Source organism: Prosthecobacter algae (genome assembly GCF_039542385.1).
GTDB classification, from domain to species: Bacteria; Verrucomicrobiota; Verrucomicrobiia; order Verrucomicrobiales; family Verrucomicrobiaceae; genus Prosthecobacter; species Prosthecobacter algae.
In genome coordinates, this window is record NZ_BAABIA010000005.1 from 405,198 (window position 1) to 425,881 (window position 20,684).

18 protein-coding genes are annotated in these 20,684 nt (G+C 52.0%); 8 read left to right on the forward strand and 10 right to left on the reverse strand.

Features of this window, described 5'->3' with window-relative positions:
* Positions 1–252: 252 nt before the first annotated feature.
* Positions 253–1,158: a hypothetical protein gene (locus ABEB25_RS13970; protein ID WP_345737029.1), complete on the reverse strand. Its 906-nt coding sequence runs from the start codon at positions 1,156–1,158 to the stop codon at positions 253–255.
* A gap of 422 nt (positions 1,159–1,580) precedes the next feature.
* On the opposite strand from ABEB25_RS13970, the gene ABEB25_RS13975 reads away from it, so the two are divergent.
* The 3 genes from ABEB25_RS13975 to ABEB25_RS13985 are packed head-to-tail and all read left to right on the forward strand — an operon-like array spanning position 1,581 to position 3,773.
* A complete protein-coding gene (locus ABEB25_RS13975; protein ID WP_345737030.1) occupies positions 1,581–2,060 on the forward strand; it encodes a hypothetical protein in 480 nt (159 codons plus the stop codon).
* A gap of 58 nt (positions 2,061–2,118) precedes the next feature.
* Positions 2,119–2,511 carry a hypothetical protein gene (locus ABEB25_RS13980; RefSeq protein ID WP_345737031.1) on the forward strand — a complete coding sequence of 131 codons (393 nt, stop codon included), beginning with the start codon at positions 2,119–2,121 and terminating at the stop codon, positions 2,509–2,511.
* On the forward strand, positions 2,502–3,773 hold the full coding sequence (locus ABEB25_RS13985; RefSeq protein WP_345737032.1) for a helix-hairpin-helix domain-containing protein: 1,272 nt from the start codon (positions 2,502–2,504) through the stop codon (positions 3,771–3,773). Before ABEB25_RS13980 ends, ABEB25_RS13985 begins: the two co-directional genes overlap by 10 nt.
* A 598-nt stretch (positions 3,774–4,371) precedes the next feature.
* On the opposite strand, the gene ABEB25_RS13990 is transcribed toward ABEB25_RS13985, so the two are convergent.
* Genes ABEB25_RS13990 through ABEB25_RS14010 form a run of 5 tightly spaced genes read right to left on the reverse strand, consistent with a single transcriptional unit; the run spans position 4,372 to position 10,286 of the window.
* Positions 4,372–5,928 (reverse strand): DUF5906 domain-containing protein, encoded by a 1,557-nt coding sequence (locus ABEB25_RS13990; RefSeq protein WP_345737033.1) that lies wholly within the window; start codon positions 5,926–5,928, stop codon positions 4,372–4,374.
* An 8-nt stretch (positions 5,929–5,936) separates the two neighbouring features.
* Positions 5,937–6,308: a hypothetical protein gene (locus ABEB25_RS13995; protein ID WP_345737034.1), complete on the reverse strand. Its 372-nt coding sequence runs from the start codon at positions 6,306–6,308 to the stop codon at positions 5,937–5,939.
* Positions 6,277–8,148, reverse strand: coding sequence for a PHP domain-containing protein (locus ABEB25_RS14000; RefSeq protein ID WP_345737035.1), 1,872 nt, complete (start codon positions 8,146–8,148; stop codon positions 6,277–6,279). The genes ABEB25_RS13995 and ABEB25_RS14000 overlap by 32 nt, the downstream gene beginning before the upstream one ends.
* Positions 8,141–9,625, reverse strand: a complete 1,485-nt coding sequence (locus ABEB25_RS14005; RefSeq protein WP_345737036.1) for a DNA polymerase Y family protein — start codon at positions 9,623–9,625, stop codon at positions 8,141–8,143. The genes ABEB25_RS14000 and ABEB25_RS14005 overlap by 8 nt, the downstream gene beginning before the upstream one ends.
* A 19-nt stretch (positions 9,626–9,644) precedes the next feature.
* A complete protein-coding gene (locus tag ABEB25_RS14010; RefSeq protein ID WP_345737037.1) occupies positions 9,645–10,286 on the reverse strand; it encodes a hypothetical protein in 642 nt (213 codons plus the stop codon).
* 152 nt (positions 10,287–10,438) lie between these two features.
* On the opposite strand from ABEB25_RS14010, the gene ABEB25_RS14015 reads away from it, so the two are divergent.
* From ABEB25_RS14015 to ABEB25_RS14035, 5 genes are all read left to right on the forward strand, one after another.
* A complete protein-coding gene (locus ABEB25_RS14015; protein WP_345737038.1) occupies positions 10,439–10,807 on the forward strand; it encodes a tetratricopeptide repeat protein in 369 nt (122 codons plus the stop codon).
* Between the two features lie 228 nt (positions 10,808–11,035).
* On the forward strand, positions 11,036–13,045 hold the full coding sequence (zorA, locus tag ABEB25_RS14020) for an anti-phage ZorAB system protein ZorA (RefSeq protein ID WP_345737039.1): 2,010 nt from the start codon (positions 11,036–11,038) through the stop codon (positions 13,043–13,045).
* Positions 13,046–13,047: 2 nt separating this feature from the next.
* Positions 13,048–13,950 (forward strand): OmpA/MotB family protein, encoded by a 903-nt coding sequence (locus tag ABEB25_RS14025; RefSeq protein ID WP_345737040.1) that lies wholly within the window; start codon positions 13,048–13,050, stop codon positions 13,948–13,950.
* The gene (locus ABEB25_RS14030) at positions 13,934–15,325 is read left to right on the forward strand and encodes an EH signature domain-containing protein (RefSeq protein WP_345737041.1); all 1,392 of its coding nucleotides are present in this window, start codon (positions 13,934–13,936) and stop codon (positions 15,323–15,325) included. The genes ABEB25_RS14025 and ABEB25_RS14030 overlap by 17 nt, the downstream gene beginning before the upstream one ends.
* A gap of 4 nt (positions 15,326–15,329) precedes the next feature.
* Positions 15,330–16,421 carry a hypothetical protein gene (locus ABEB25_RS14035; RefSeq protein ID WP_345737042.1) on the forward strand — a complete coding sequence of 364 codons (1,092 nt, stop codon included), beginning with the start codon at positions 15,330–15,332 and terminating at the stop codon, positions 16,419–16,421.
* Here the strand turns inward: ABEB25_RS14035 and ABEB25_RS14040 are convergent.
* From ABEB25_RS14040 to ABEB25_RS14050, 4 genes are read right to left on the reverse strand one after another with little or no spacing between them, the layout of a single operon-like run.
* Positions 16,379–18,421: a TM0106 family RecB-like putative nuclease gene (locus ABEB25_RS14040; protein ID WP_345737043.1), complete on the reverse strand. Its 2,043-nt coding sequence runs from the start codon at positions 18,419–18,421 to the stop codon at positions 16,379–16,381. The genes ABEB25_RS14035 and ABEB25_RS14040 overlap by 43 nt on opposite strands.
* Positions 18,418–18,870 (reverse strand): TIR domain-containing protein, encoded by a 453-nt coding sequence (locus ABEB25_RS14045; RefSeq protein WP_345737044.1) that lies wholly within the window; start codon positions 18,868–18,870, stop codon positions 18,418–18,420. The genes ABEB25_RS14040 and ABEB25_RS14045 overlap by 4 nt, the downstream gene beginning before the upstream one ends.
* Positions 18,867–19,334 carry a type II CBASS E2 protein gene (locus ABEB25_RS24545; protein ID WP_486360837.1) on the reverse strand — a complete coding sequence of 156 codons (468 nt, stop codon included), beginning with the start codon at positions 19,332–19,334 and terminating at the stop codon, positions 18,867–18,869. Before ABEB25_RS24545 ends, ABEB25_RS14045 begins: the two co-directional genes overlap by 4 nt.
* Positions 19,331–20,479, reverse strand: a complete 1,149-nt coding sequence (locus ABEB25_RS14050) for a nucleotidyltransferase domain-containing protein (RefSeq protein WP_345737045.1) — start codon at positions 20,477–20,479, stop codon at positions 19,331–19,333. The genes ABEB25_RS24545 and ABEB25_RS14050 overlap by 4 nt, the downstream gene beginning before the upstream one ends.
* Between the last annotated feature and the right edge of the window lie 205 nt (positions 20,480–20,684).

Here is a 20,684-nt window from a genome sequence, read left to right on the forward strand (position 1 = left end):
CCACAGCCACGTCGAAATGGAGGGAAACTGTCTGGACGCAGCCCATGCGATCCCTGGAGCCGGGCGTTGAATGAGCCGGGGTACGAAATCGCCCTGTCAGTATAACTTCTCTACGAGAGCGGTGGAGATTGGGGGATTGTCCCTGGTCATGGGACAATCCTCCAGCTTTCTCAGAAGAACTGAATTCCGATGTCTAGTACATCGACTAGCCTCATATCGGACCGCCTCAATCAATCCGTATCATCCATTAATTTACACTGCGGGACTTGGAACACACCGTTCCATATCAACGAGTTCCTTCCGAAGCAGCTTTGCAAAAGTGATCCCAGCATCGCACCACAGCTTGCTGGATTTGTTCTTACTGAAAAGTGATTCTGCTGCCTCGGGTTCAAAGAGTCTGTCAGCAATAACCACGCAGCCATCCTCCTTCACACACTCCTCGCCCCACACAAACCCCTCTTTAGGATTCAGAGGCCAGAGGAGGGCCGGAACGAACTTCTCCAAATAACGTCTGCATTTCGCTGTCTCGCTCCCAACCCCCATCTCGATAAATTGGGTGAGTGCATGGCGAATTTCCACATCGGAAGCGCGCCTGGCTTTCTTGAAGATCATTGAGATCAGACGATCTTTGGAAGATCGTTCTGCACGCTCCAAAAGTCGGTCAAGCGCCACGGTATATTTCTGCCCAGGCTTACCGCGTGATTCATAGGTTTCTTTTGCCTCTACAAAAATGCCTTTCTCCTGAGCTACTAGAACAAGCGCTAAGCCGGAGATCATTCCCATGGCTTTCAAAAGACCAATTCCATAAGGTTTCGAGGTAATGTCCCTGATGGCCGGGGAAACTTCCCAGATTACTGATGCCACCTTAGGTTTCTGATCGAAGGCTCCAAGGAGCTTTGTGATAAATTCAAGATTCTTGTCAATGAGTTGCGACTGTGCCGAAAAGCGCTCTTGCATGCGGTTGATGGCATTTGCAAAGACCGATTTTGCCGCTGAAGAATCTGAGTGCTCGCCTACCGGTTTATGGGGGTTCCCCACCAACGCTGTAGCTTTGTCTGAATTGAACGGAACAGAAAACTTTTCATCCGCCAGCAGATGTCGTTGGATCCGATATGTCGGGCTCAGACCTTCTGCGACTAACTTGTAAAGCGAAGTCACGGTCACAAATGGCAGACTTAATGGGGCAGGTTTCGTGTGTGGTGTTTGAGCCATGTCAATCTAATAATTGAAATATTTTGCTTGTCAAATCGCCATCCTTAAGCGCCGATCTTAGCCCTTCTTTCTTGGGTTATATCTCTATTTTTCGAACCTTCACCAAGCGGCCATTTGGCTGCCCAATTTGGCGTTTGAGAGATACAACATCACGGATCATTTGGTGATTTCGATTGTATTGCATCTTGTTAGACTCAGCCCTTAAAGGCCTGCTGGAATGGTGACAATGATACGTCCGATATTGAGGTGCTCCTCAAAATGAACATCGGACATGAGGCTTGTGAATGAAGCGACATCGATACTGACCTCGTGACACAACCAACACGGGATAACAAACAGTATAACACATTGCATAACTACCTCGCATCATGACAACGAACGTAAACATTAATAACCATGAATCGGTGCCTGAAACCCAGGCTTCGTCAGAACCTGCAGCGCCAACTGCTCCGCCGTTCACTCCCAACGATACTGAAGGCATCATCGGGACACCCAGTCAGATCAAGCACCTACGGGCCCAAATAAGCACCAAAAGGGCATACATCTCATCGGTGGTTCAGACTCATGCGGGCCAGATTATCGAAGCTGCTGGTGGTGTGAAGTTGCTGGCAGCAGTGTCGGTGTTCGAACTCCTCAAGAAGCTCGGGCATCCGCTGCCGTCTAGCAATGCCATTGCTCTCGGAGACGTCCTTGGACATGAAGGCCTTAAACTTCCAAGGATTTTCTGTCTGAGGAAGCGCCGCTACGCGCTCCATCTCACGGACAGCTCTGATGCAGAGAAAATCAAGTTCCAGAATTGGCTGGATAATCTCAACAACGACGAGCTCAAAACGCTGCTTTTTGGCTGAAATCATTAACCAGGCAGGCGGTCATCGCTGGCCGCCTGCCCTACTTCTAGCCTACCTTATGTCCGACTTTAAACCGAAAACTCCACGAATTGAGCAATACCTGGCGAACGCCGAGAGGCTTCTCAATTCTTCCCAAAGGCTCGATACGGAGGCGCTCATTCAGCGGTCTCCGGTACCGATTCCTGACGATCCCGCCGAGCAGTTTGCCCTGACGGTTCAGAATCTTTTCCAGGCCGATGAGATTGTGGAATTAAAAGCTGCTCGTCCGAAGTTTGGAGCCTCTAAAAATGTTCCCAGTGGACCGGATCTTCGCCGTCGTGCCGAGGATTGGATTCAGATTGCCCAGTCTGGGTCTCTGGAAGCCATCCTTGGCGAGCACCAGGGTGCTTTCATGCGGATCAACCCCGTCAAAGGAAACCGAAGTGCTTCTATGACGTGGTCGTGCAGGTAGCCATTATCCGCCCCGGACCCATTGTCGGGAAAATGGTTCACCCCTATCTTGATCGCCGCAATGGGAAGCAGCCTGTCGATTACATTCACCCCAGCTTTGAGCCGGTTCTTAGCCGCACTTTGGGGGTTCCTCTTTTTCAAGAGCAAGTGCTTAAAATGGCGATGGTCATTGCCGACTTTAACGGTTCAGAGGCTGAAGAGCTTCGTCGCGCCATGAGCTTTCACCGCAGTGAAGAGCGGATGCAAAGGGCGCTGGGGAAGCTACGGGCGGCGATGACTAAAAGAGAGGTGACCCACGATGTGCAGGAGCGAATTGTTAACAGCATCCAGTCATTTGCGCTGTACGGTTTCCCGGAAAGCCACGCCATTAGTTTCGCACTGCTGGCTTATGCCAGTGTGTGGCTGAAGGTGCATCGTGGTCCGGAATTTTATGCGGCGCTTTTGAACTGCCAGCCGATGGGTTTTTATTCAAGTGCAACTCTGGTTCATGACGCCAAGCATCACGGCCTGAAAATCCTTCCGGTCTGTGCTGTAAACTCCGAAGTAAAATGCACGGTCGTGGATGACAAAACCATTCGCCTTGGCCTTAACCAGTTGAAGGGAATTGACCGAACCGCGCTGCTCTCAATGGTGGCCGTCCGCTGCCAAGCAGCCTGGAAAGACCTGGATGACTTGCTGACGCGCTGTTCGCTTCCAAAAGACGCACGCAGGGCACTTGCCAAAGCTGGAGCGTTCAATGCCCTCGGGCACCACCGCAGAAGCGCACTTTGGCGTTCTGAAGCTGAAGTGCATCACGATTTATTTTTTGGCGTTGAAACCAACGAGGGGGACTCACCTTTAGCCATGATGAAACCGGAGGAGCGACTTGAGGCCGATTACCAAACCACCAGGATGACGGTGGGGCCGCATCCGATGCTTTTGGTTAGGGCAGCCATCCCTCAGGCCATCAAAGCCATCAATCTGCCCTTTATGCGTCACGGCCAAGGAGTCACTTTGATTGGCATGGTTATCTGCCGCCAGCGTCCCGGAACCGCAAAAGGACACTGCTTTATTAGCCTGGAAGACGAGACGGGCATTTCTAACGCTTTTGTACCCAGTGCCTTGTTTGAGGCAAAACGGCTGATCATTACCCAGGAGCCTTTTCTGGAAATACGAGGCATGCTTCAGCATTCGGAGGGTGTGATTACGCTTCTGGCGGGCACTGTTTTGCCGTTCCGCTACCCTGCCATAAGCTCGCAGGTGCAATCACATGATTTCAGGTGAGCAGGTTATTTAAGCTTTGATGAGGAAGATTTTCGATGTGCGGGCGCGGAGTCCAACGCCTTTGACCGGCGCTAGTCGTGGGACGACATGGAAGAGCGCCGGTCTGGCATGAATATAGTGTACTGACTTTTAGGTGTGATGGTGTCCGCAGGTGATCGCCTACATACCGCAAGGTTCAGTGGTGGGTGCCTCAGGGCACCTCAGCAGAGGCTGACTTCTCACCTTTCACCTTGGCAGTTTGAGTGAAAGCCTCACGGTGTCTTCGCGGGGGGGGGGCTGGCTGCTTTACACGCGTAAGGGTATCGTGAGCGTGCTGTCTTTTCACGGTGACATCCTGGCGCTGGCCCGTTTGCTCCCCCCCTTTCTTGGGGGGGGGGAGTTGGGGCAGTTTCACGCACTCTTTTTCCACACTCTTTTTCGTCACTTTTCTCGTTCTAACACTCTCCTTAAAAAGGTGCCTTTCTACCTCCCCCACGTCCCCCACCTTTCTTTCTCTCAAACCTCCCCCGGAGGGGGTTGTTGTGTGTGGGGGGGGATAGCGCAAAACGAAAAAAGCGGCCGTGTCCCGCAAGAAGAACACGGCCGCCACGGATGTCGTTTAATCCTCTTCGATCTCCTGGAATTTCCCCTGAAAAACGTGCTGTGAAGCCGTTTGCTTTTTGGCGGCATAGTTTTTCAGGGCTTCTGCTTTTGAAGGCCCTCCCTTCTTCGTTTTTGGCTCAAAGTAGATCCGCCAACGACGATTACCGTTAACCTTGGTACCACGCTCCACAATGTCTGGATAGTTATCGGCGAGGGCTTTGATCAAAAGGCCAGCCGAGTGACGATTGCGGAATTCTCGCCTCCAACCCTGGTCGGCTGGCAGGGACTGAACAAGCACCTCAAAGTCCTTGGAATATCCTTCCCAGCACCACCTCTCCTTCTGAGGATCTTCTTCGCCTCCCAGCACCGACATTTTGCCCGCAACGAGAGGCTGGTCCTCCTCCACATAATGTTCACGCAGGCAGCGCAGCAGTTCTCGGTTCGTGTCGGAATTTGAAAGTTCTTCCAGGAGGTCCGCATCCTGGAAAGCCTTCACCCCATACCGACCGTCGGTGATCGCCTCGGGAATCTGGAATTCGTGGAGCAGATAGTAAACGAAAGCTGGCAGGGCCAGCTTGTATCGGTTCATCCAGGCGTCCCGCTCTTCGTCGTTGCGGATCGCTGATACTTCCTGGGAACTGTAAGCACAGAGCAGTGCGTATTTGTCCAGGAAATCAGGCTCAGGAGCTGGGAAAACCGCCAGCGAATCTCGATTACCGAGCATCAGAACGCGCTGAAAGGTCGGAGCCGAGAATGCTTGCCTGAATTTCGGATGGAAACGCCGATTGGGAACCACCAGGAATTCTTTAATGTGCTTGGCAAGTTTGTGACGAGCATCGGCACGAACTGATTCAGCGCTGTCGTCCATCACCAGGAAGACGGAATGAGCGAGTTCGCCCTGAAAATCCGCAGCGCCGGACATGGCAGGGAAGGGATTTTGGATGGTCCCACCAAATAGCTCTGAAAACAGTGTCACAAAGAGGGTTTTGCCCGCCCCAGGAGGTCCGACAATCGCCAGCAACTGAGACGGCCGTAAGCGGGCTTTTTCAACGCCCACTTTCAAACAACGCAGCCCGTCTGAGACAGCAATTTTCAGCCACGATAAGACATAATCGTACTGCTCGGGACGCCTGCCCAAGAAATCCCAGAGATAGGACAGAAGCGGAGTTGGATCGCCTTTTTCTGGAATGACCATTTTGAAATCCTTTGTAACGAGGCAACGAGTGCCATCCTTGAATTTGGTTAAACCGATGGGGTGCCCTGCCAGAGGCATCACCTGATCCACACCATTTTTGGTAATGATAGCGGCTCGCAGTGCCTCAATCGCGGCGTGTGCATCCTTCTTTGGAATCTCAAGGCCGACTGCGCGCACGGCGGCCTCAAATCCCTGCCAAGGCACAGTACCAAAATTTCCGTCGCTCTGCGGAAAGTGAAATTTGCTATCACTTGAGGAGTAGAAGATCTGGACGTTGGCAGTGTGTTTTTCAGCGTAGGCTTTGAGGTCCTGGGGCGGAGCAAGACCTACAGTTTCCAATTGTTTTTGAAGGCTCACGATAAGAGATGGATGTTCCATAGAATGGTTCAGTGTTCAGCGATTGGGTTGAAGTCAGGGGTGGGATTTAGGTAAAGGAGCCGTTGGCGTTGCGCGGTCTGGCCGTTCTCACGACGCCAAATGCCAGGCACGCGGCTCAATCTCGACGGATTGCCCGTTGAGGGGTCGAATCCGAAATACAGCCGCAGGGTTTTATGGATCTCTTGGGCCTTGTGCGCGTACTCTTCAGCGTTGCTGGCAGAGAGTTTCACCCAGCCGTGGATGCTATTACCGCCTGATGCCACGATGACACAGATGGGAAGCGCAAGCGCAGCCAGCAAACAGACCTGGACGGCCAGAGGAAACGCATCATGCTCAATGAGAAGATGGTCAAACCGGGCAATGTCGCTGTCCTTGGTCACGCCTTGCGCGCCGCTGCCTGGCCCGGTTCATGCGCGGCAGCGTCGCCATCTGTGCTCGGCTCTCTATCTGGAAAACGCCGACCGTGTCTGCCCGTTGCATCATCTCAAATGTTTGAGGGTCATCTTTGGGGATGTTCGCCAAATCAACAGGCCTGCCCCGTGATTGAGAAGTTGCCAGCGTTTCTTCAATGGCTGCCATCATGCCAAGGCCAAGCAAATCGACTTTAATGATCCCAAGATCTTCACAGTCGTCCTTATCCCACTGAACGACAACGCGCCCCGGCATGGAAGCAGGCTCAAGCGGCACGATGCTATCAAGTCCACTTGTGCACAGGACCATGCCTCCGCTGTGCTGACCAAGATGGCGAGGGAGTCCGAGCACTTGCTGGTAAAGAGTGAGAAAGGCTTTGAGCCTGGGATGCTGGTCTGATACACCCGCCCGTTTCAGATGGTCTTCAAGCTTGAGCGTATGGGGAAAATCACCGTTGGCAAAAAGACTGCTGAAACGAGTGATAACATCACTGGGAAGATCCAAGACTTTTCCCATTTCGCGCATCGCACTTTTACCTCGGTAAGTGATGACATTGGCCGTCATCGCTGCGCCATACGGGGCAAATCGGCGATACACTTCCTGGATCACTTGTTCGCGTTTCTCCCCACTCGGTAAATCCAGATCAATGTCGGGCCACCCTTCTCGCCCCTCGCTTAGAAATCTCTCAAAGAGCAGCTTTCCGGCAATGGGATCCACGTTGGTTATGCCAAGGGAAAAGCAAACCGCACTGTTAGCAGCGCTGCCCCGTCCTTGGACCAAAATGCCCTGGCTCCTACACCAGCGCACAATGTCCCACACAACCAAGAAATAACCGCTAAATCCCAGCTTCTTAATGAGCGAGAGTTCATGCTCTAGCTGCCTTTTGACCTCAATAGTCAGCTTCGGAAATCGGTTCTGGGCTCCGGCAAAAGTCAGTTCGCGCAAAAAGGATTCCTGGTCATGCCCAGGCGGCGTGTCATAACGGGGAAACTCATACCCGAGGTTTTCCAGGCCGAACTCCACGCTCTGGATGACTCGCTCTGTCTCCGTCAGAGCTTGGGGGAAATCGGCGAACAATCCTGCCATCTGAGCAGCCGATTTGAGATAAGCCTCGGCATTCGGAGCAAGGTGCCGCCCAGCTGCATCAAGGTGCGTGTGATGTCTCAGGCAGGTAAAGGCGTCATGAAGCCCCCGCTTGTCAGGAGTAGCAAAAAGCGGCGCGTTTGACGCAATCACAGGCAATTTTAAGTGACTGGCTAGATCAACGATTTGCTTTAACTGCTTTTCTTCATCCCGCAGTCGTCGCCGATGAATTTCCAGATAGACATGGTGGGGACCAAAAATCTCACAAAGACGCCTGACCACATCAGCGGGTTCGCCTTTACCTTGATTGTTTAAGGCATGATGAAGGAGGCCTTCCTTATCGCCAGTTAACGCGGTTAACCCCTGCCCATAAGTCGCGAGGTTTTCCCAACTCACACGGCTTTGTCCCTTGAGCGCCGACAGCTTTGACCGCGTCAGCATGCGGGAGAGGTTCTGGTAGCCTTCACGGGTCCGCACGATTACAGGCAAAACACACCCGCACTCCAAAGTTAACTCAGCTCCCACCACCGCTTTCAAGCCAAGTTCCTTGGCCTTTTGGTGAGCCCGAGCTGAGCCGTATAATCCATCACGATCCGTGAGAACAAGATGACTCATCCCAAGCTCGGCGGCCCTCACGATCATTTCCTCGGGTGAGGAAGCTCCCCGCAGAAAGCTAAAAGCGCTGCGGGCATGAAGTTCATAAAATGGACTCTGGAGTTTAGGCATAACGTCCCTCCAGCCTCCAGGCCCTGTTTTCGCGGACCAGCCGGTATAAGCACCCGTCTTGTGACGCTATGTCCCAGATTTCCGCTTCCCAGGCATGCAGTTCATCCCACCAATGACCCGACAAGAGCCAAGGCCCACGACAGTCGATGACTTGGAATGAATGGCGTTGGCTTTTAACGCTTGCCGGTCGGCTCCGACGAAACCCCACCTCTGCTAACCATGGAGGCCGGAACCGCATCAGCGGCAGACCAGATTTTGGGTTAACCGACAGAGCGTCAACTGCCCCTGCTTGTTCAAGAAATGAAACCAGCTTGAAAGCGTCTGGCCGGTGGGTCGGCAGCAGTTCCCCACGCCCGACCCGACCGCGTCCCAGCAAAGCTTCCAGGGCAGAAAGAGTTTCAGAAAACTTATTGGGGTCACGCAGTCCCCGCTCAAAAAGAAGGTCTTGAGCGGCGACCGGTTCCGTTGCGATCACCTCCAACTCCGCAAATATGATAGGGGCCGAAGACTTGACTCCTTCCAAGTGGGTTTCCAGAACACGCAAAAGAACTGCCACATCGCGAGTGGGTTCCGCGATACGCAGAGTCGTTTGATGGGATGAGCCGTCATCAAAACGGAGCTCTAGGTGAACAAAAGCCGTCACTTTCCAAGCCAGACTAAGCTCTGAGCATAGCGGAACGGCCAGCTCACGCAGCAGACCCAACAGAGGCTCAAGCGTTTCAATGCCATTATCCAGCTCAATGCTTTTTTTGTATTGGATCCTCGGCCTAACAAGTTTTAAAATTCTCTCTCTTCCGCCTCGTGCCAGATCCCACAGTTCAAGCCCCGGGGCCCCGAGGCGTTCACCCACTGCGAGTCTCTTCAGCGCGGTCAGTTCACCCAGAGTATGAATGCCCCACAAGCGTAGCGTCTCTTGCAAACCAGGATGAGGAGCCAGCACAGACAGAGGCAGTTCCAGAAAGGCCGCCTTTTCCTCTCCAACCGACCCACGGATGACCTTCACAGGAAAGGCGACATGCGAAGCCAGTAAGGCTAAATCAGCTGTTTCGGCCAGCCCTATGCACAATTCGTATCCTCGCTCCCGCATGTCCTGATGCATAAGCATCCCATGTTCAAACCATGTGGGAGTTTGGAATCGGTATGCCCTTCGCAGGTCCAGCAAACAGACTCCAGGCTGCGTTGACTCAAAGTCAGCTGTCCAGGTTTCTGCGGACTGTAACAGGACGTCTTGAAGCTGCTTTTCTGCGAACTCGCTGCGGCTCAAGCACTCAAGTTTTGGACATCTAGCCAAGCCCTGCGACGCTCTCATCCCAGTATGAACGCCTGCCTTTTCCGCCAATCGGCTGACGCAAAGGAGCGCATCATCTTTGCTTCCAGAATCCTTGTGCGGGTTACCATCCAAAACCGCTGCACAGGCGCGGGCAGGCACCTTGAGGGCTTGGAGCAAAAATTGGGGTAGTCTCCACGCAGCGAACATAGCTGTTGGAAAAGTTAAGTTAGCTTTGTAGGGACAAGTCGGTGTTGCCAACCCTGGGTGCCGTGTAACCGAAACCCCGTTGGCAGATAGGATTCAGTCCGCCTAGCAGGCCCGCCTGTTCTTCTTGAACATCATCCAGGCGAAAAGCTCCGCTGACCAACCAGCGCACGGCGGCACAACCGACGGCTTTGTGAGAAGTGAAAACCATCACCCCTGCGTGCGCCCTTTCAGCCAGCATCCGCAGTCGGTGCCAAACGCTCGATGACACACCCGAAAGCTGAGCGAGAGGCACCTGTCTTAAATCAAGCAGCACCGAAGAGAGATTGCCGTCTCTCAGCAACAGGTCTGTAGCCTTTAGGCTGTCTCCCACTCCGTGTCCCCGAAGCCACAACAGACGATTGCGTAATCCCAAAGGTATCGCAGCTAGATCCAGCGCGTCACTGGCATCTACAAACGCCACGGGCCCCACCGCCTGATTGCATATGTGCAGCAGCAAGAGTCCCGCACCGGCGACTTGGTTTGTCGCGACGATCTCAACCAAAGCTCCCGGAACCAGCTCCACGCCGCCGTTTACGTGGGAAGGACGGCTGAAATCTGTTTGCATGGCCGTAGGGAAGCGAGAAGCAACCAGAGCGCGAAGCTGATCAATTTGGGTGTTCATGAGTGTTCTTATGAACAGTTATTGAGTTTTCAGAAAGTGCAAGTACCGGATCAGTCTGCGTGGTTCCGGTTGTGGAAGAAGGGACGCGCAAGGGTGTCTCACCACTCCACCCTCTGCTTGCGCACGACTTCAAAAAGCGTGAGAGAGCTGCGATGACAGCTCCACAACTTCTCAGACGGCTTGATGCCATCGAAGGTTTTCTGGAACTAGGGGATGCCAAGGAGGCTCTGAGGCTTCTGCTGGAAATCCCTGAATGGGTGAGACTAAAAGACTGCCAGCTACTTCAAACTCACCTCAAGGTGCTCTTGACCCAGAAAGACTGGGCCGCCGCTTCTGAACTCGCCCGCTGTTTGGTGGGTGCCTTTCCCAGCAATGCTGAAGCATGGTACGGCCTTGCTGTAGCCGACCTAAACGCTGGGGCCGTCGAGACCGCCAAGGAGGCTCTCCGCAAAGCTTGTGAGCTGAACAGCGACCTAAAACTGCGTGCGCTGAGCGATCACAACCTGACCGCCCTCTGGTAATTGAGGGCAGTGAGCCGTCACAGAACTGCCGCCCTTGTCAATAAACCTGACAAGAGCCCCTTCACAGTGTGATGGCTGCGCGCAGACTGAAAATGCGCTGAGTGTGAAATCACCACCCATTTCCATTCCTGCCGGACCGGCGCTCTTCCATGTCGTCCCACGACTAGCGCCGGTCAAAGGCGTGAAGCCTTCTACCTGAAGCTTGCATGAGAGGCTCAGTGATAACAAATGAAAATTTCGTCCCTTCTCCCATCCACCTTTAATCCATTGGAAGCTTGGAACAAGCTTATCGATGGTTCGAGTATTGACGCTTCACACGGATTAAGTGATTTGTTCATTCTTACGATCATATACTTCGGTGGTGCATTTTTTATCTGGGTCTTGTTTTTCACCGCTCGTTCCTTGTGGCGGACGTTTCGCTACCGCCGTCGCTTGAGTGCTGTTAAAGATTATTCGACTGCTCGTGAGTCGCTGGGAGGAGACCGCCGATTCCCAAGGTTCCGGGAGTTTAATCATCACCTGGTGAATGTACCAAAGCTTGATGGTTCAGGAGGGATGATGCTGAGACGATCAGTTGACGCGGAAGAAATTTTCACCAATGACCGATTTGCGCCAGGGCTATCATCAAACAGAATTTTCCAAGTTTTACCGGGTATTTTGACAGGATTAGGCGTTCTGGGCACCTTTGTTGGGCTTCAGCTTGGCATTGGAGGGCTTGAACTGAACGATCTCAAAAAGCTTGAAACAAGCATAGTGCCGTTGATTCAAGGTTGCGCGGTCGCCTTCTCAACATCGGTGTGGGGTGTTGGGGTAAGCCTTCTCTTCAGTTTATTTGAAAAACTTCTGGAGGGATTTGCTGAGCGCGGAGTCAGAAAACTTCAGCAACGGGTGGACGAACTTGTTCCCCGCTATGTGCCGGAGGAAGCGATGGCAGAACTTGCAAGTTCCTCACGTAGTTCCGAGGAGATGCTAAAAGGCTTGGCCGTGGCAATTGGTGATGAAATGCAAAAGGCAATCGGACGGCTGGGGGCCGAAATCAAAGATGCAGTCGTTAATGCTACGAAAGAAGGACAGGGACCCTTAGCCGAACAGTCTGCTCAGCTTTTGTCGTCCGCCATAACAAATGAACTTGGCAAACTGAAGGAGACTATCGATGGAATGGGCCAGCGCTTCACAGATAATTTCAGCGCCGTAAGCAGTGAGCTCTCACGACAAGTGGAATCATTCGGTCCAACGGTTTCCTCATTAGCACAATCTGTGGCATCCACAGAATTAACTGTTTCAAACGCAGTGAACAAACTTAATGCCCATGAAACAGTTATGTCGAGCATGAGTGAAGCGTCTGAGAAGATCAGACAGGCAGCCGAATCATTTACCTCGATGAATAGCACCCTTGAGACCTCTGCGAGCCGGAACAAAGAAGCGGCAGAAGCCCAGCACGCAGCGGCTAACTCAAACCAGGAGGTTGCTACAAAATTCAGCGTAGTGGGTGAACGCCTCCCCGAAATGCGACAGACGATGGAGGACGCTGCGCGAGTAATTGGATCAATTGGAGCCCCCATAGCAGAGTTGCAAGTCTTGTTAGCGAAACAGCCCGAACTCCAGCAGCAGATTGAAGGTCAGCGAGCTGCATCAGAAGAGGAACGCAGCACAAGGCTCCTTAGCTTGTCGAAAGACCTCGCGGGAACAGTCGGAAAAGCGGTCGAGGAGTTCGCCAAGGTGGGGGATATCGCACAACAACTTGGTAAGGCATCATCCAGCCTAGAGGAAGCGAGCAACGAACTAGCAGTGTTCGGCCAGCAAGTGCTTCAGGCCAGTCAGGAACAACGATCAGCCTCGGAAGCGTCCCGCGACGCTGCTAATGCCAGTAAACAGACGACAGAAATGCTGAAACCACTACCTGGGGCATTCATAAATGCTTCCAGTGAATTGGAAATGGCTGGAAACAGTTTGCGGCAAGGTGCTGAATCGGCGGCGGTAACTTACGAGCGGCTGATTGACTTGCAAAGCCTCTGGTTTAAGGGGGCCGAAACTGGATTGACCGCACTTCGTGATAGAGTGAAAGATATAATTGCGTCCTACGGTGGCGCTATTGAAGGGCAGACTCAGAAATTGATGAATGATTGGACTAATAAGGTCGAGGAGTGCCTGAAGAGTTACTCTGCCCAGGTGGACGAACTAAAAGGAGGGCTGGAAGAATTGCAGGAAGCGATCAGCAACTTCAAACGAAAATCCTGAACATGTTCTCCCGCACCCGACGTACGAAGCAAACTCCAAGTGAGGAGAACCCTTTTGTTCTCTCCTTTTCAGACCTGATGGCAGGTTTGCTTGCCATCTTTATCCTTGCGCTCATAGTCACCATGCTGGAGCTGCAGAAGCGGAAGGAGGAACTGTTGCGAGAACAGGAGAAAATCAAGATTACGCTCGTGGAGTTGATTGGGAGCCTTCAAGAAATCCAAACAATCCAAACCGACATAGTGAGCGCTTTAGACGGGGTCAGTCAGCGTGAGCGCTCTTTAACAGCCATGCTAGAAGGGATTCAAGATGACCTGAAAGAGCGGGGTGTTAAGGTCATTGTGGCGGAGAATGGCAGCGTGCTTCGAATTCCAGAACAGGGTCTTAGCTTTGCTTCGGGGAAATATGACATTCCACCCCTTTCGGAACGGAACGCGACGGCTATTGGCCACGCACTGGCTCATGCCCTTGAGCAAGAGGTCAATCGTCGGATGCTTGATACAGTCTTCATAGAAGGTCATACCGATGCCGTACCGAACACACGTGAAATGGGCAATTGGGGGCTCAGCACCTACAGAGCCATTTCTCTTTGGAATTATTGGACCTTAAAACCAGGTGAACTTTCGAAAATGAAAGATTTAAACAATTTGCCAATGGATCCGAGCCAACTCCCCCGTTCCCTGGTATCAGTCAGTGGTTATGCGGAGACACGATCAACTCATCCACCCGAAATAGCTTCCGTGATGAAACCAGATAGGCCTGAGGATCGCCGGATTGATATTCGTTTTACTCTTGCAGCGTCGGAGAAGAAGAATCTGGAAGACCTGCAGGGAGATTTGAAGACGATGAAAGCGAAGACTGATGCCTTGATTGAGAAACTCAAACTTTCTGATGACAATGCGCCTTGACCTGAATATTTCAGATCTCCCCCGGCCCAGTCTAAGTGACTCCTTACTTCGGCGGCCATTTTCTCGGCTAGATCAAATTAAAAAGCACAACGAAGAGCGCTGGGGGGTTGTCAGCACATCCCCAGTTTTTGAAGATCGAAAGGAAAAGTTACGGCGCAGACTTAAAGCAGCTCGACTCCCAATCGAAGAAATGGAGAAGATTCGGGCGACCGAAGTTGGTTGGCAGCGTTTGCTGCTAAGTCTTTACATTGAATCAAATGGGCAAAGTTGGCTGCCGCCATTCAACGATGCTGTTGCAGCGAAATTGCTTGGAACTGATGGTTCAGGTTGGAATGCATCCCGTCGCAGGCAGGCAGTGAGTTTGTTTTTTGAACGATTTGAGTCATTGCCAGCCCTCTCCTTCCTCGCAAAGCAACTGCGTTCGGCATTTGCAGACGGCATTACTAACTTAGGTGTAAACGGAAGAATCTGGGGGCATCAAAGGAATTCCATTTTCCAAACTGACGGACCGGAGAGGATCGCCAAGGCTGCTAATAGAGGCGAGGCCTTGGAACAATTGATGGAGCGACACAATCTGCCCGCCAAAGGAGCTTATTCGGAAAAGTTGCGCCAAGTCTATTTGCTGGAAACCCTTAAACGTTGTGATCTCGGAGATGAACCCGATGTGTTTCAAGAAATTGAGAATAACCGAAAAGAACCCGCGATTGGTGCTCTTTTGCTGGGCGCAGCCGCTCTGCGCATTCTCGTATCCAGAGTTGAGACTGAGGGGCATCACCAGTGGCCTGATGCTTGGCGCAAATGGTTAGTGCGACTTGGATGCGATCCCCGGATGGGAAGACATACAGCAGAAGGGGCCAAGTGGTGGGGGTGGGCCACAAGTACACAATGGAATCTTGCGGTGCAGGGGGTCATTGGGTTGTCGCTTAAATTTTTCTTCGACTTCCTGGACGGAACCGTCTCAGCCCATCAATGGGAGGAGCGGAAAGAGTTTCTCCAGAGTCTATTCGATGCCGGAAAAATAATGGATGCTCGCCTGATTCTGAACCAACAGTGTATGCAGAGATTGCCTGCTAAGATGAGGGATCGATGGAACACTGCAAATCTGATTTCGACAACCTGGGACACCAGCATTATAGCTCTTAAATGCACTGATGATATGATTTTGCTGGAAGGAACCCATAGCTATGCTTTGCGGGGATTTCATCGAGCGTTCCCGGTTACGGGGTTTTGGGAAAGAACACAACAGCACTATGCTGATTCAGAGCTTAGAATCCCCGAACGACGTTGTCCTGTTTTCATTCGCCATATGGGGAACTGGCGACATAAACTGCTATGGGAACTGAGAAGCAAATATCACATCGAATGGAAAATCTGAAAATATGTCTCTTTTTGCCCCAAAAGTGACTTTCGTATGGTCCTCAAACGAGGAGGGGTTGGCCATTCGATTAGGCACTTCAAAGCTCTGGAAAAAGGCACAATTGCTAAAAGCTCCGCAAGACGTGCAACGCGGCTATCGCCGCATGCAGACGCTAGCTGAGTGCGGTGAAGCTGAAATTCGTGTGGTTGATGACGGTATATTCATTTCAACCTGTGATGCTGTTCGGTTGGATGAATCGACGCGTGAGCTGTTCCATCTCCCTATGCGCTGGCAAGGGGGAATGAGGTTGAAAACTGAGTCAACACCAAGTCTGCCTGGTTTCATAGCACGTTTGGGGCTAGTGGATGCTTTGATTGATGTCGTTTGGAATTGGAGATTGAGAGGGCCAATTTTGGAAATAGGTGACACTCATTATCTACCTTCTGCTGCGCAATTTGCCGCCTTGGCAGCCTTCAAACAGTGGCAGGATTGCCCAATCAAAGACGAAATCGCAAATCTTTCTCTGCTGGCTTCTTTAACAGAAGCACACGAAGAGGGTTGCCTCATTGATCTCGAAACATACCGCGAGCAGGGTATGAAAATTGTCCGGGCAGATGAGATTGCAGTAAATGCAACAGAAGATCCAGCAACTGGCGATCTGATTTTGTGTCCCTTACCGAAAGGGAACTTTCCAGAAGTCACTGTCGATGAGATGGACCAGCGCCTTGCACAGCTTGATGGCGAATCACCGCGCAAGGTGATCCGTGTGGGAAAATGCATTATATTGCTGGATGATCAGCAGACTTCAGTGGCTCGAGCAGTGAAGGCACGTTTGCGCGTGCCCCGAAATGCCAGGGAAGAGTTCGTGAAAAATTCCGCTTTATGGCTCAGTGACAATATCTTTCCAGATGTTCCCATAGAGTTTAGCCCTCGCGTTACAGGTATCGGCGAATGGAAGGGAGGATACATGGGTGCAGTGAACGGTGAACCCGAAGATTGGTTTGGAGCAAAGCCTGAACACTCAAAAGCAAAATCTGACCCAATCTCTGCCGAAGATGAAACAGACATTGACTACGATAGTGAAGCCGAGGATGAGCCAGCATCTCCGGGATGAGTGCCTTGAATCGGTTGCTCCAGTTGCATTTGGTCTCCCAGAAGAACCAGATTCTTCGCGCATCTAGACATTGCCACAGCGTTTGCTAATGACACTTGTCCTGCCTCATCAATGAAAAGGATGTCGAGAACGCCCACCCATTCCGGTATTGTGAAAAGCCAAGCGGTTCCGGCTACAATGCCAGCCGAGTATGCGACTCGCGCGTCTTTTGAGTGCTCAATATGGACCAGACGAGGATTGGCTACAAATACAGGGTCTTTGTCGTTATCCCCCACTTTAATGCCTTGTAACTGCTGACCGTGTTCTGTTAGGGCATCACCACATGCCTTGAGCAAATTAATCACTGCCTTATGGCTATTCGATGCAATGCCAACCTTCTTGCCAGCGGACACAAGGGCGGCGATAACCCTCGACGCTGTATAAGTTTTCCCGGTTCCAGGAGGACCCTGAATAACGAGACATTCACCCTGCATCGACGCGGTGAGTCGGATCGCGGCAGCCAACGTGTCTTCATCGGCTGCTTTGAGAGCAGGACCGACAGGCCTTCCCTGCAACAAGGAAACAGCGGCAAGCGGCAGAGATTTGGCAAGGTGTTGGGCGGCAACCGAAGCGATAGCCGCTGCTATCACATCCTGACTCACGTATTCATCTGGAAGAAGTGACCCAGTGGCGGGGAAAGCTCCGTTAAACTTCGAATTTATGCTACCGCTCCCAAGTTTGAGTCGAAGCACACCGGTTGTCAGATTCAATTCCACCAAATTGGGCTTTGCATCAAGATAGTGAGCGAACCTCACCTTTGACTTCTCACCGGCGGCAAGTTTGCATTCTTGGGACGCATCAAAACGATATTCCTGTATGAGTGACTTTTTGTCAGGCACTGCATCTCCGGAAGCGCTAACTCCTTGAATGCAACCTGGGTCGTCACGCAATTCTTCCGGTGTGGCTTTGGCACGATCAAACATGCGCCACCACATTGGCTTTTGCTCGCGTCTGTGAAAGTCAACAAGATCGGCGAGTGTTAGGGCAACCAAGCCTCCTAGCGATCTCAATCGTCGTATCGTTTCAAGTTTCGCCAAGATTTCAGGTGTGAGCGGCTGAGGAGCGGCGGCCTCAACGGTTGGGAAAGGCATTGTGTTTGAGATTCCGTAATCTCTGATCGCCTGACGCAGCCACTGGGTCAGCTCAGCTGTGGACCGGCAGTCATCCTCATTGTAATCCCGAATCCCAGCGAGAATGGTGCTTTGCTCCCACTGGCGACCTTCGCCACTCTCAATCCATCGAGCATATTGAACGATCGAATCAACAGCGGTCGCGACCTCTGTTGATCGTTTTTCGCGATAGAGACTTTCCACTTTTTTGATGGAATAGCTGTCCTCTCCGATCCGAATTCCGTGACTTACGATCTGGTACAGATCGACGAAAACATTATTGCGGAGCAAATTGTCCACCTCATCCTGGCGAGAATCGTGCCTGGTGCTAAGACGGCGAATTGCGCTCACTTCATATGCTGCATAATGATAAATGTGCAGCTCTGGATTTTGAAGCCACCGAGAATAAACCCAGTCAACGAACTGCTCGAACGCCAGTTTTTCTTCCACACGATCATGAGCCCACCAGTCGTGAAACTCCAGTTCGGTTCCCTGCGAAACCTTGGTGGATGCCCCGAAGAGATATTCCAGTCCACCTGCAACCAAGGGGAAACCCTCCATGTCGAAATACACATCTGCGAAATGAGGAGGAGGCAATTTTGCCAAACCTACAGGTTCACCGTTCTTGCCCCTACTGGGTAAAATCTCAAACCTTGGTTTCGCAGCCGGATTTATCTTTCTGTCGTCGAGTGTCTGCTTCTGGAGACGAGCCTGTGCAACCAACTTTTCCAGAGAATCGTCCGCGAGTTTCCGTACCGTTTGCCCACTGGACCCTGCCAGATCAGTGAGCGTCCGTATCCCCGCCATTTTTAACTTTTTGATCTGGCCTACACTGATACCTGCAACTCTCACGGGATGATCGCGCTCCGTGAAGAACCTTTCCGCATGAGAGGTCCATCGTCCATGGTCGCTCCGGCATCCTGCCTGTACCCTTTGACCATGACCCCTCGGAAGTATGAGGGGAGAAGAACATTTTTGTCTTCGGGCGTGAAGATGAACGTCTTCTGTGGCCCTATCCGAGCCAATGCAGCACCAAGCTCAAAAATTACGTTGTCGCGGGGGACTGCCTCACTTTCCCCCTTCCCTTCCTTGTGACGAATATCATCATCACCAAGCACGACAGCCGCGCAGTCGTAGCACATGAGTTTTTTCAAAAAGACCCAGAGCGGAATGGTGTTGTGCTCGTCAAACAAGCCCTCAGTCCAAAGTTCGGGAATAAATGCGTCCTGCAAGTTGTCCCTGATGCCTTCGGCCACCGGGAGAGATTTCTTGGACGAAAAGATGATAATGCTTGGTTTCATTGCGCGGGATAAGTGGTGTGAATGGAGGAGTCATCGCCAGGGTGCCCAGTTCCACGTCCGTACCAAACATCAGTTGCGAGCCAGATTTCAAAAAAAGCAAGCCAAGCCAGAGTCCATTTCATCACGGTGGATGCTAGGGCTAAATGTGGTGTCCATTTTCGCTCTCGTGGATCGTAAAGACACAGTTTCTGAGTGGCCTGATCATAACAATGAGGCAATCGCCTTTCGCCTGCCAAAGCCCGAAGATTCGGAGTCAAGACGACTACCGTTGGGTGCAATCCAAGGGTATAGTCCATGCGAACGCGGTAGTCTCTTGAACCTTCATGGGGCATGAGCAACCCTTCCCAGGTGATCGCGTTGCAGCACTGAAGAATCGTTCCTTGCGAGAAGATCGATCTGAGCGTGAATTGCTGAGCAGCAAGCGATAAAGGCTGCCGCTGGGGGATGCGTCGAAGAGTACTCATGGATTACCGAAGAACGTTGTTGGACGGATCGGAGTTAATGAAGCGGCCATAGCGGGAACTGCCGTCAATCTTAGATTGCCAGTGTCGTGCATGACACGCATCTCCCTCCCGATGTCGTCCGCAAGTGAAAGTCGCTGTGCTCCTGGAATCGTCGAATTGAGCACCTCAATTCGCGCGTCCAAGCCCATAGCGGCGGTGTTCATAAGCTTGGTTACTTGGCTGCTCAGGCTATCTGCCCAACGGGTGAAGCTACCGTATGTTTTGAGGGTCCACTTCTCCGCAAAGTTTTCCCTTCGATCATCAGCGGGATTCAGCACATGAAAGTGATAGATACCCGCCGTTTCAGTGACTCCCACCTCGTTTTTGAGTGTTGCCAAGACCTGGATAATGAAAGCGTTCAGTGAAGTGTGCTGAGCCAGAAGCGCCTTCTGATAAGCCTTTGCCGTGATGGTCGTCAGCAAGATTGAAGAAGGCCTGTTTTTATCGTCAACCGCATACCCCTCATTGCGGAAGTGCTTCACGAGTTGGATGAGACGAAGCAGAGGTGCCTTTTCGAAGCCTTGATCGGTTGGAAGCGGCTCGACCCGATCCGAACGGGTGTTTGCTGCTGCCGTTGCATTTTTTCGAACGATAGTCGCAGAAAGTGAGGTCAGTGTTGTAGGCAACTGAGCCGCAATTGATTTGAGCCAATGGTCGCAAAAGCCGATGGGATTTGAGGCGCTCCATGTTTTTAGGCTCTTATCAGGCACCCAAAGCATCGGCTCAGGTCGCGTCGAGTCGGGGATTGCTGGTGTGATGTCCAAATCATAGTCATTCGCAAATCTCAACCGAATGCATCTCGCCTTGGGCTCGCGCATGTTCTTGTAAACACCATGCTCACCAAGAGCGTTCCAGACCAACTGCCAGACCTCTTCCGGGCTTCGGTGCTTTGAAATGAACTCCATCCAACACAAAACATCCAGATCAAATCGGGTTTCTCCCGAGGGCCGGTTTACGGTTCTTGCCCGGACCGAACCTTGAGGACGCAGATCAAGCCGGTGAAGAATCCCTTTAAGGGCTGCCGAGTTCACAAGCGCCTCTGTGACAGCTCCGTAGGAACGATCGAGGTCAGCACGCTGTGTTGTGGTCAGATCCAGCTTTGACAAAAGCCTCCCTAGAAGTGCGAGGGGCGTAGTGGCTATGGGGAATGATCTCGCGCTCATTGGGAATCGTTGTTGATTGTGTGCACCCAAATGGGTATTCTAAACTGTGTGGATCGTTTTTGAATGATCCCTCGTAAAACTGGTATGACACAATTAAAACAGATCAAGCGTTATTTTGCATGGGGAATTTAACAAATCCTGAACAATG

Coding starts and splice junctions, on each gene's coding strand:
- ABEB25_RS13975 (WP_345737030.1), top strand. CDS start 1,581: ATGACAACGAACGTAAACATTAATAACCATGAATCGGTGCCTGAAACC.
- ABEB25_RS13980 (WP_345737031.1), top strand. CDS start 2,119: ATGTCCGACTTTAAACCGAAAACTCCACGAATTGAGCAATACCTGGCG.
- ABEB25_RS13990 (WP_345737033.1), bottom strand. CDS start 5,928: ATGGAACATCCATCTCTTATCGTGAGCCTTCAAAAACAATTGGAAACT.
- ABEB25_RS14000 (WP_345737035.1), bottom strand. CDS start 8,148: ATGCCTAAACTCCAGAGTCCATTTTATGAACTTCATGCCCGCAGCGCT.
- ABEB25_RS14005 (WP_345737036.1), bottom strand. CDS start 9,625: ATGTTCGCTGCGTGGAGACTACCCCAATTTTTGCTCCAAGCCCTCAAG.
- ABEB25_RS14010 (WP_345737037.1), bottom strand. CDS start 10,286: ATGAACACCCAAATTGATCAGCTTCGCGCTCTGGTTGCTTCTCGCTTC.
- ABEB25_RS14015 (WP_345737038.1), top strand. CDS start 10,439: ATGACAGCTCCACAACTTCTCAGACGGCTTGATGCCATCGAAGGTTTT.
- zorA (WP_345737039.1), top strand. CDS start 11,036: ATGAAAATTTCGTCCCTTCTCCCATCCACCTTTAATCCATTGGAAGCT.
- ABEB25_RS14025 (WP_345737040.1), top strand. CDS start 13,048: ATGTTCTCCCGCACCCGACGTACGAAGCAAACTCCAAGTGAGGAGAAC.
- ABEB25_RS14030 (WP_345737041.1), top strand. CDS start 13,934: ATGACAATGCGCCTTGACCTGAATATTTCAGATCTCCCCCGGCCCAGT.
- ABEB25_RS14035 (WP_345737042.1), top strand. CDS start 15,330: ATGTCTCTTTTTGCCCCAAAAGTGACTTTCGTATGGTCCTCAAACGAG.
- ABEB25_RS14045 (WP_345737044.1), bottom strand. CDS start 18,870: ATGAAACCAAGCATTATCATCTTTTCGTCCAAGAAATCTCTCCCGGTG.
- ABEB25_RS24545 (WP_486360837.1), bottom strand. CDS start 19,334: ATGAGTACTCTTCGACGCATCCCCCAGCGGCAGCCTTTATCGCTTGCT.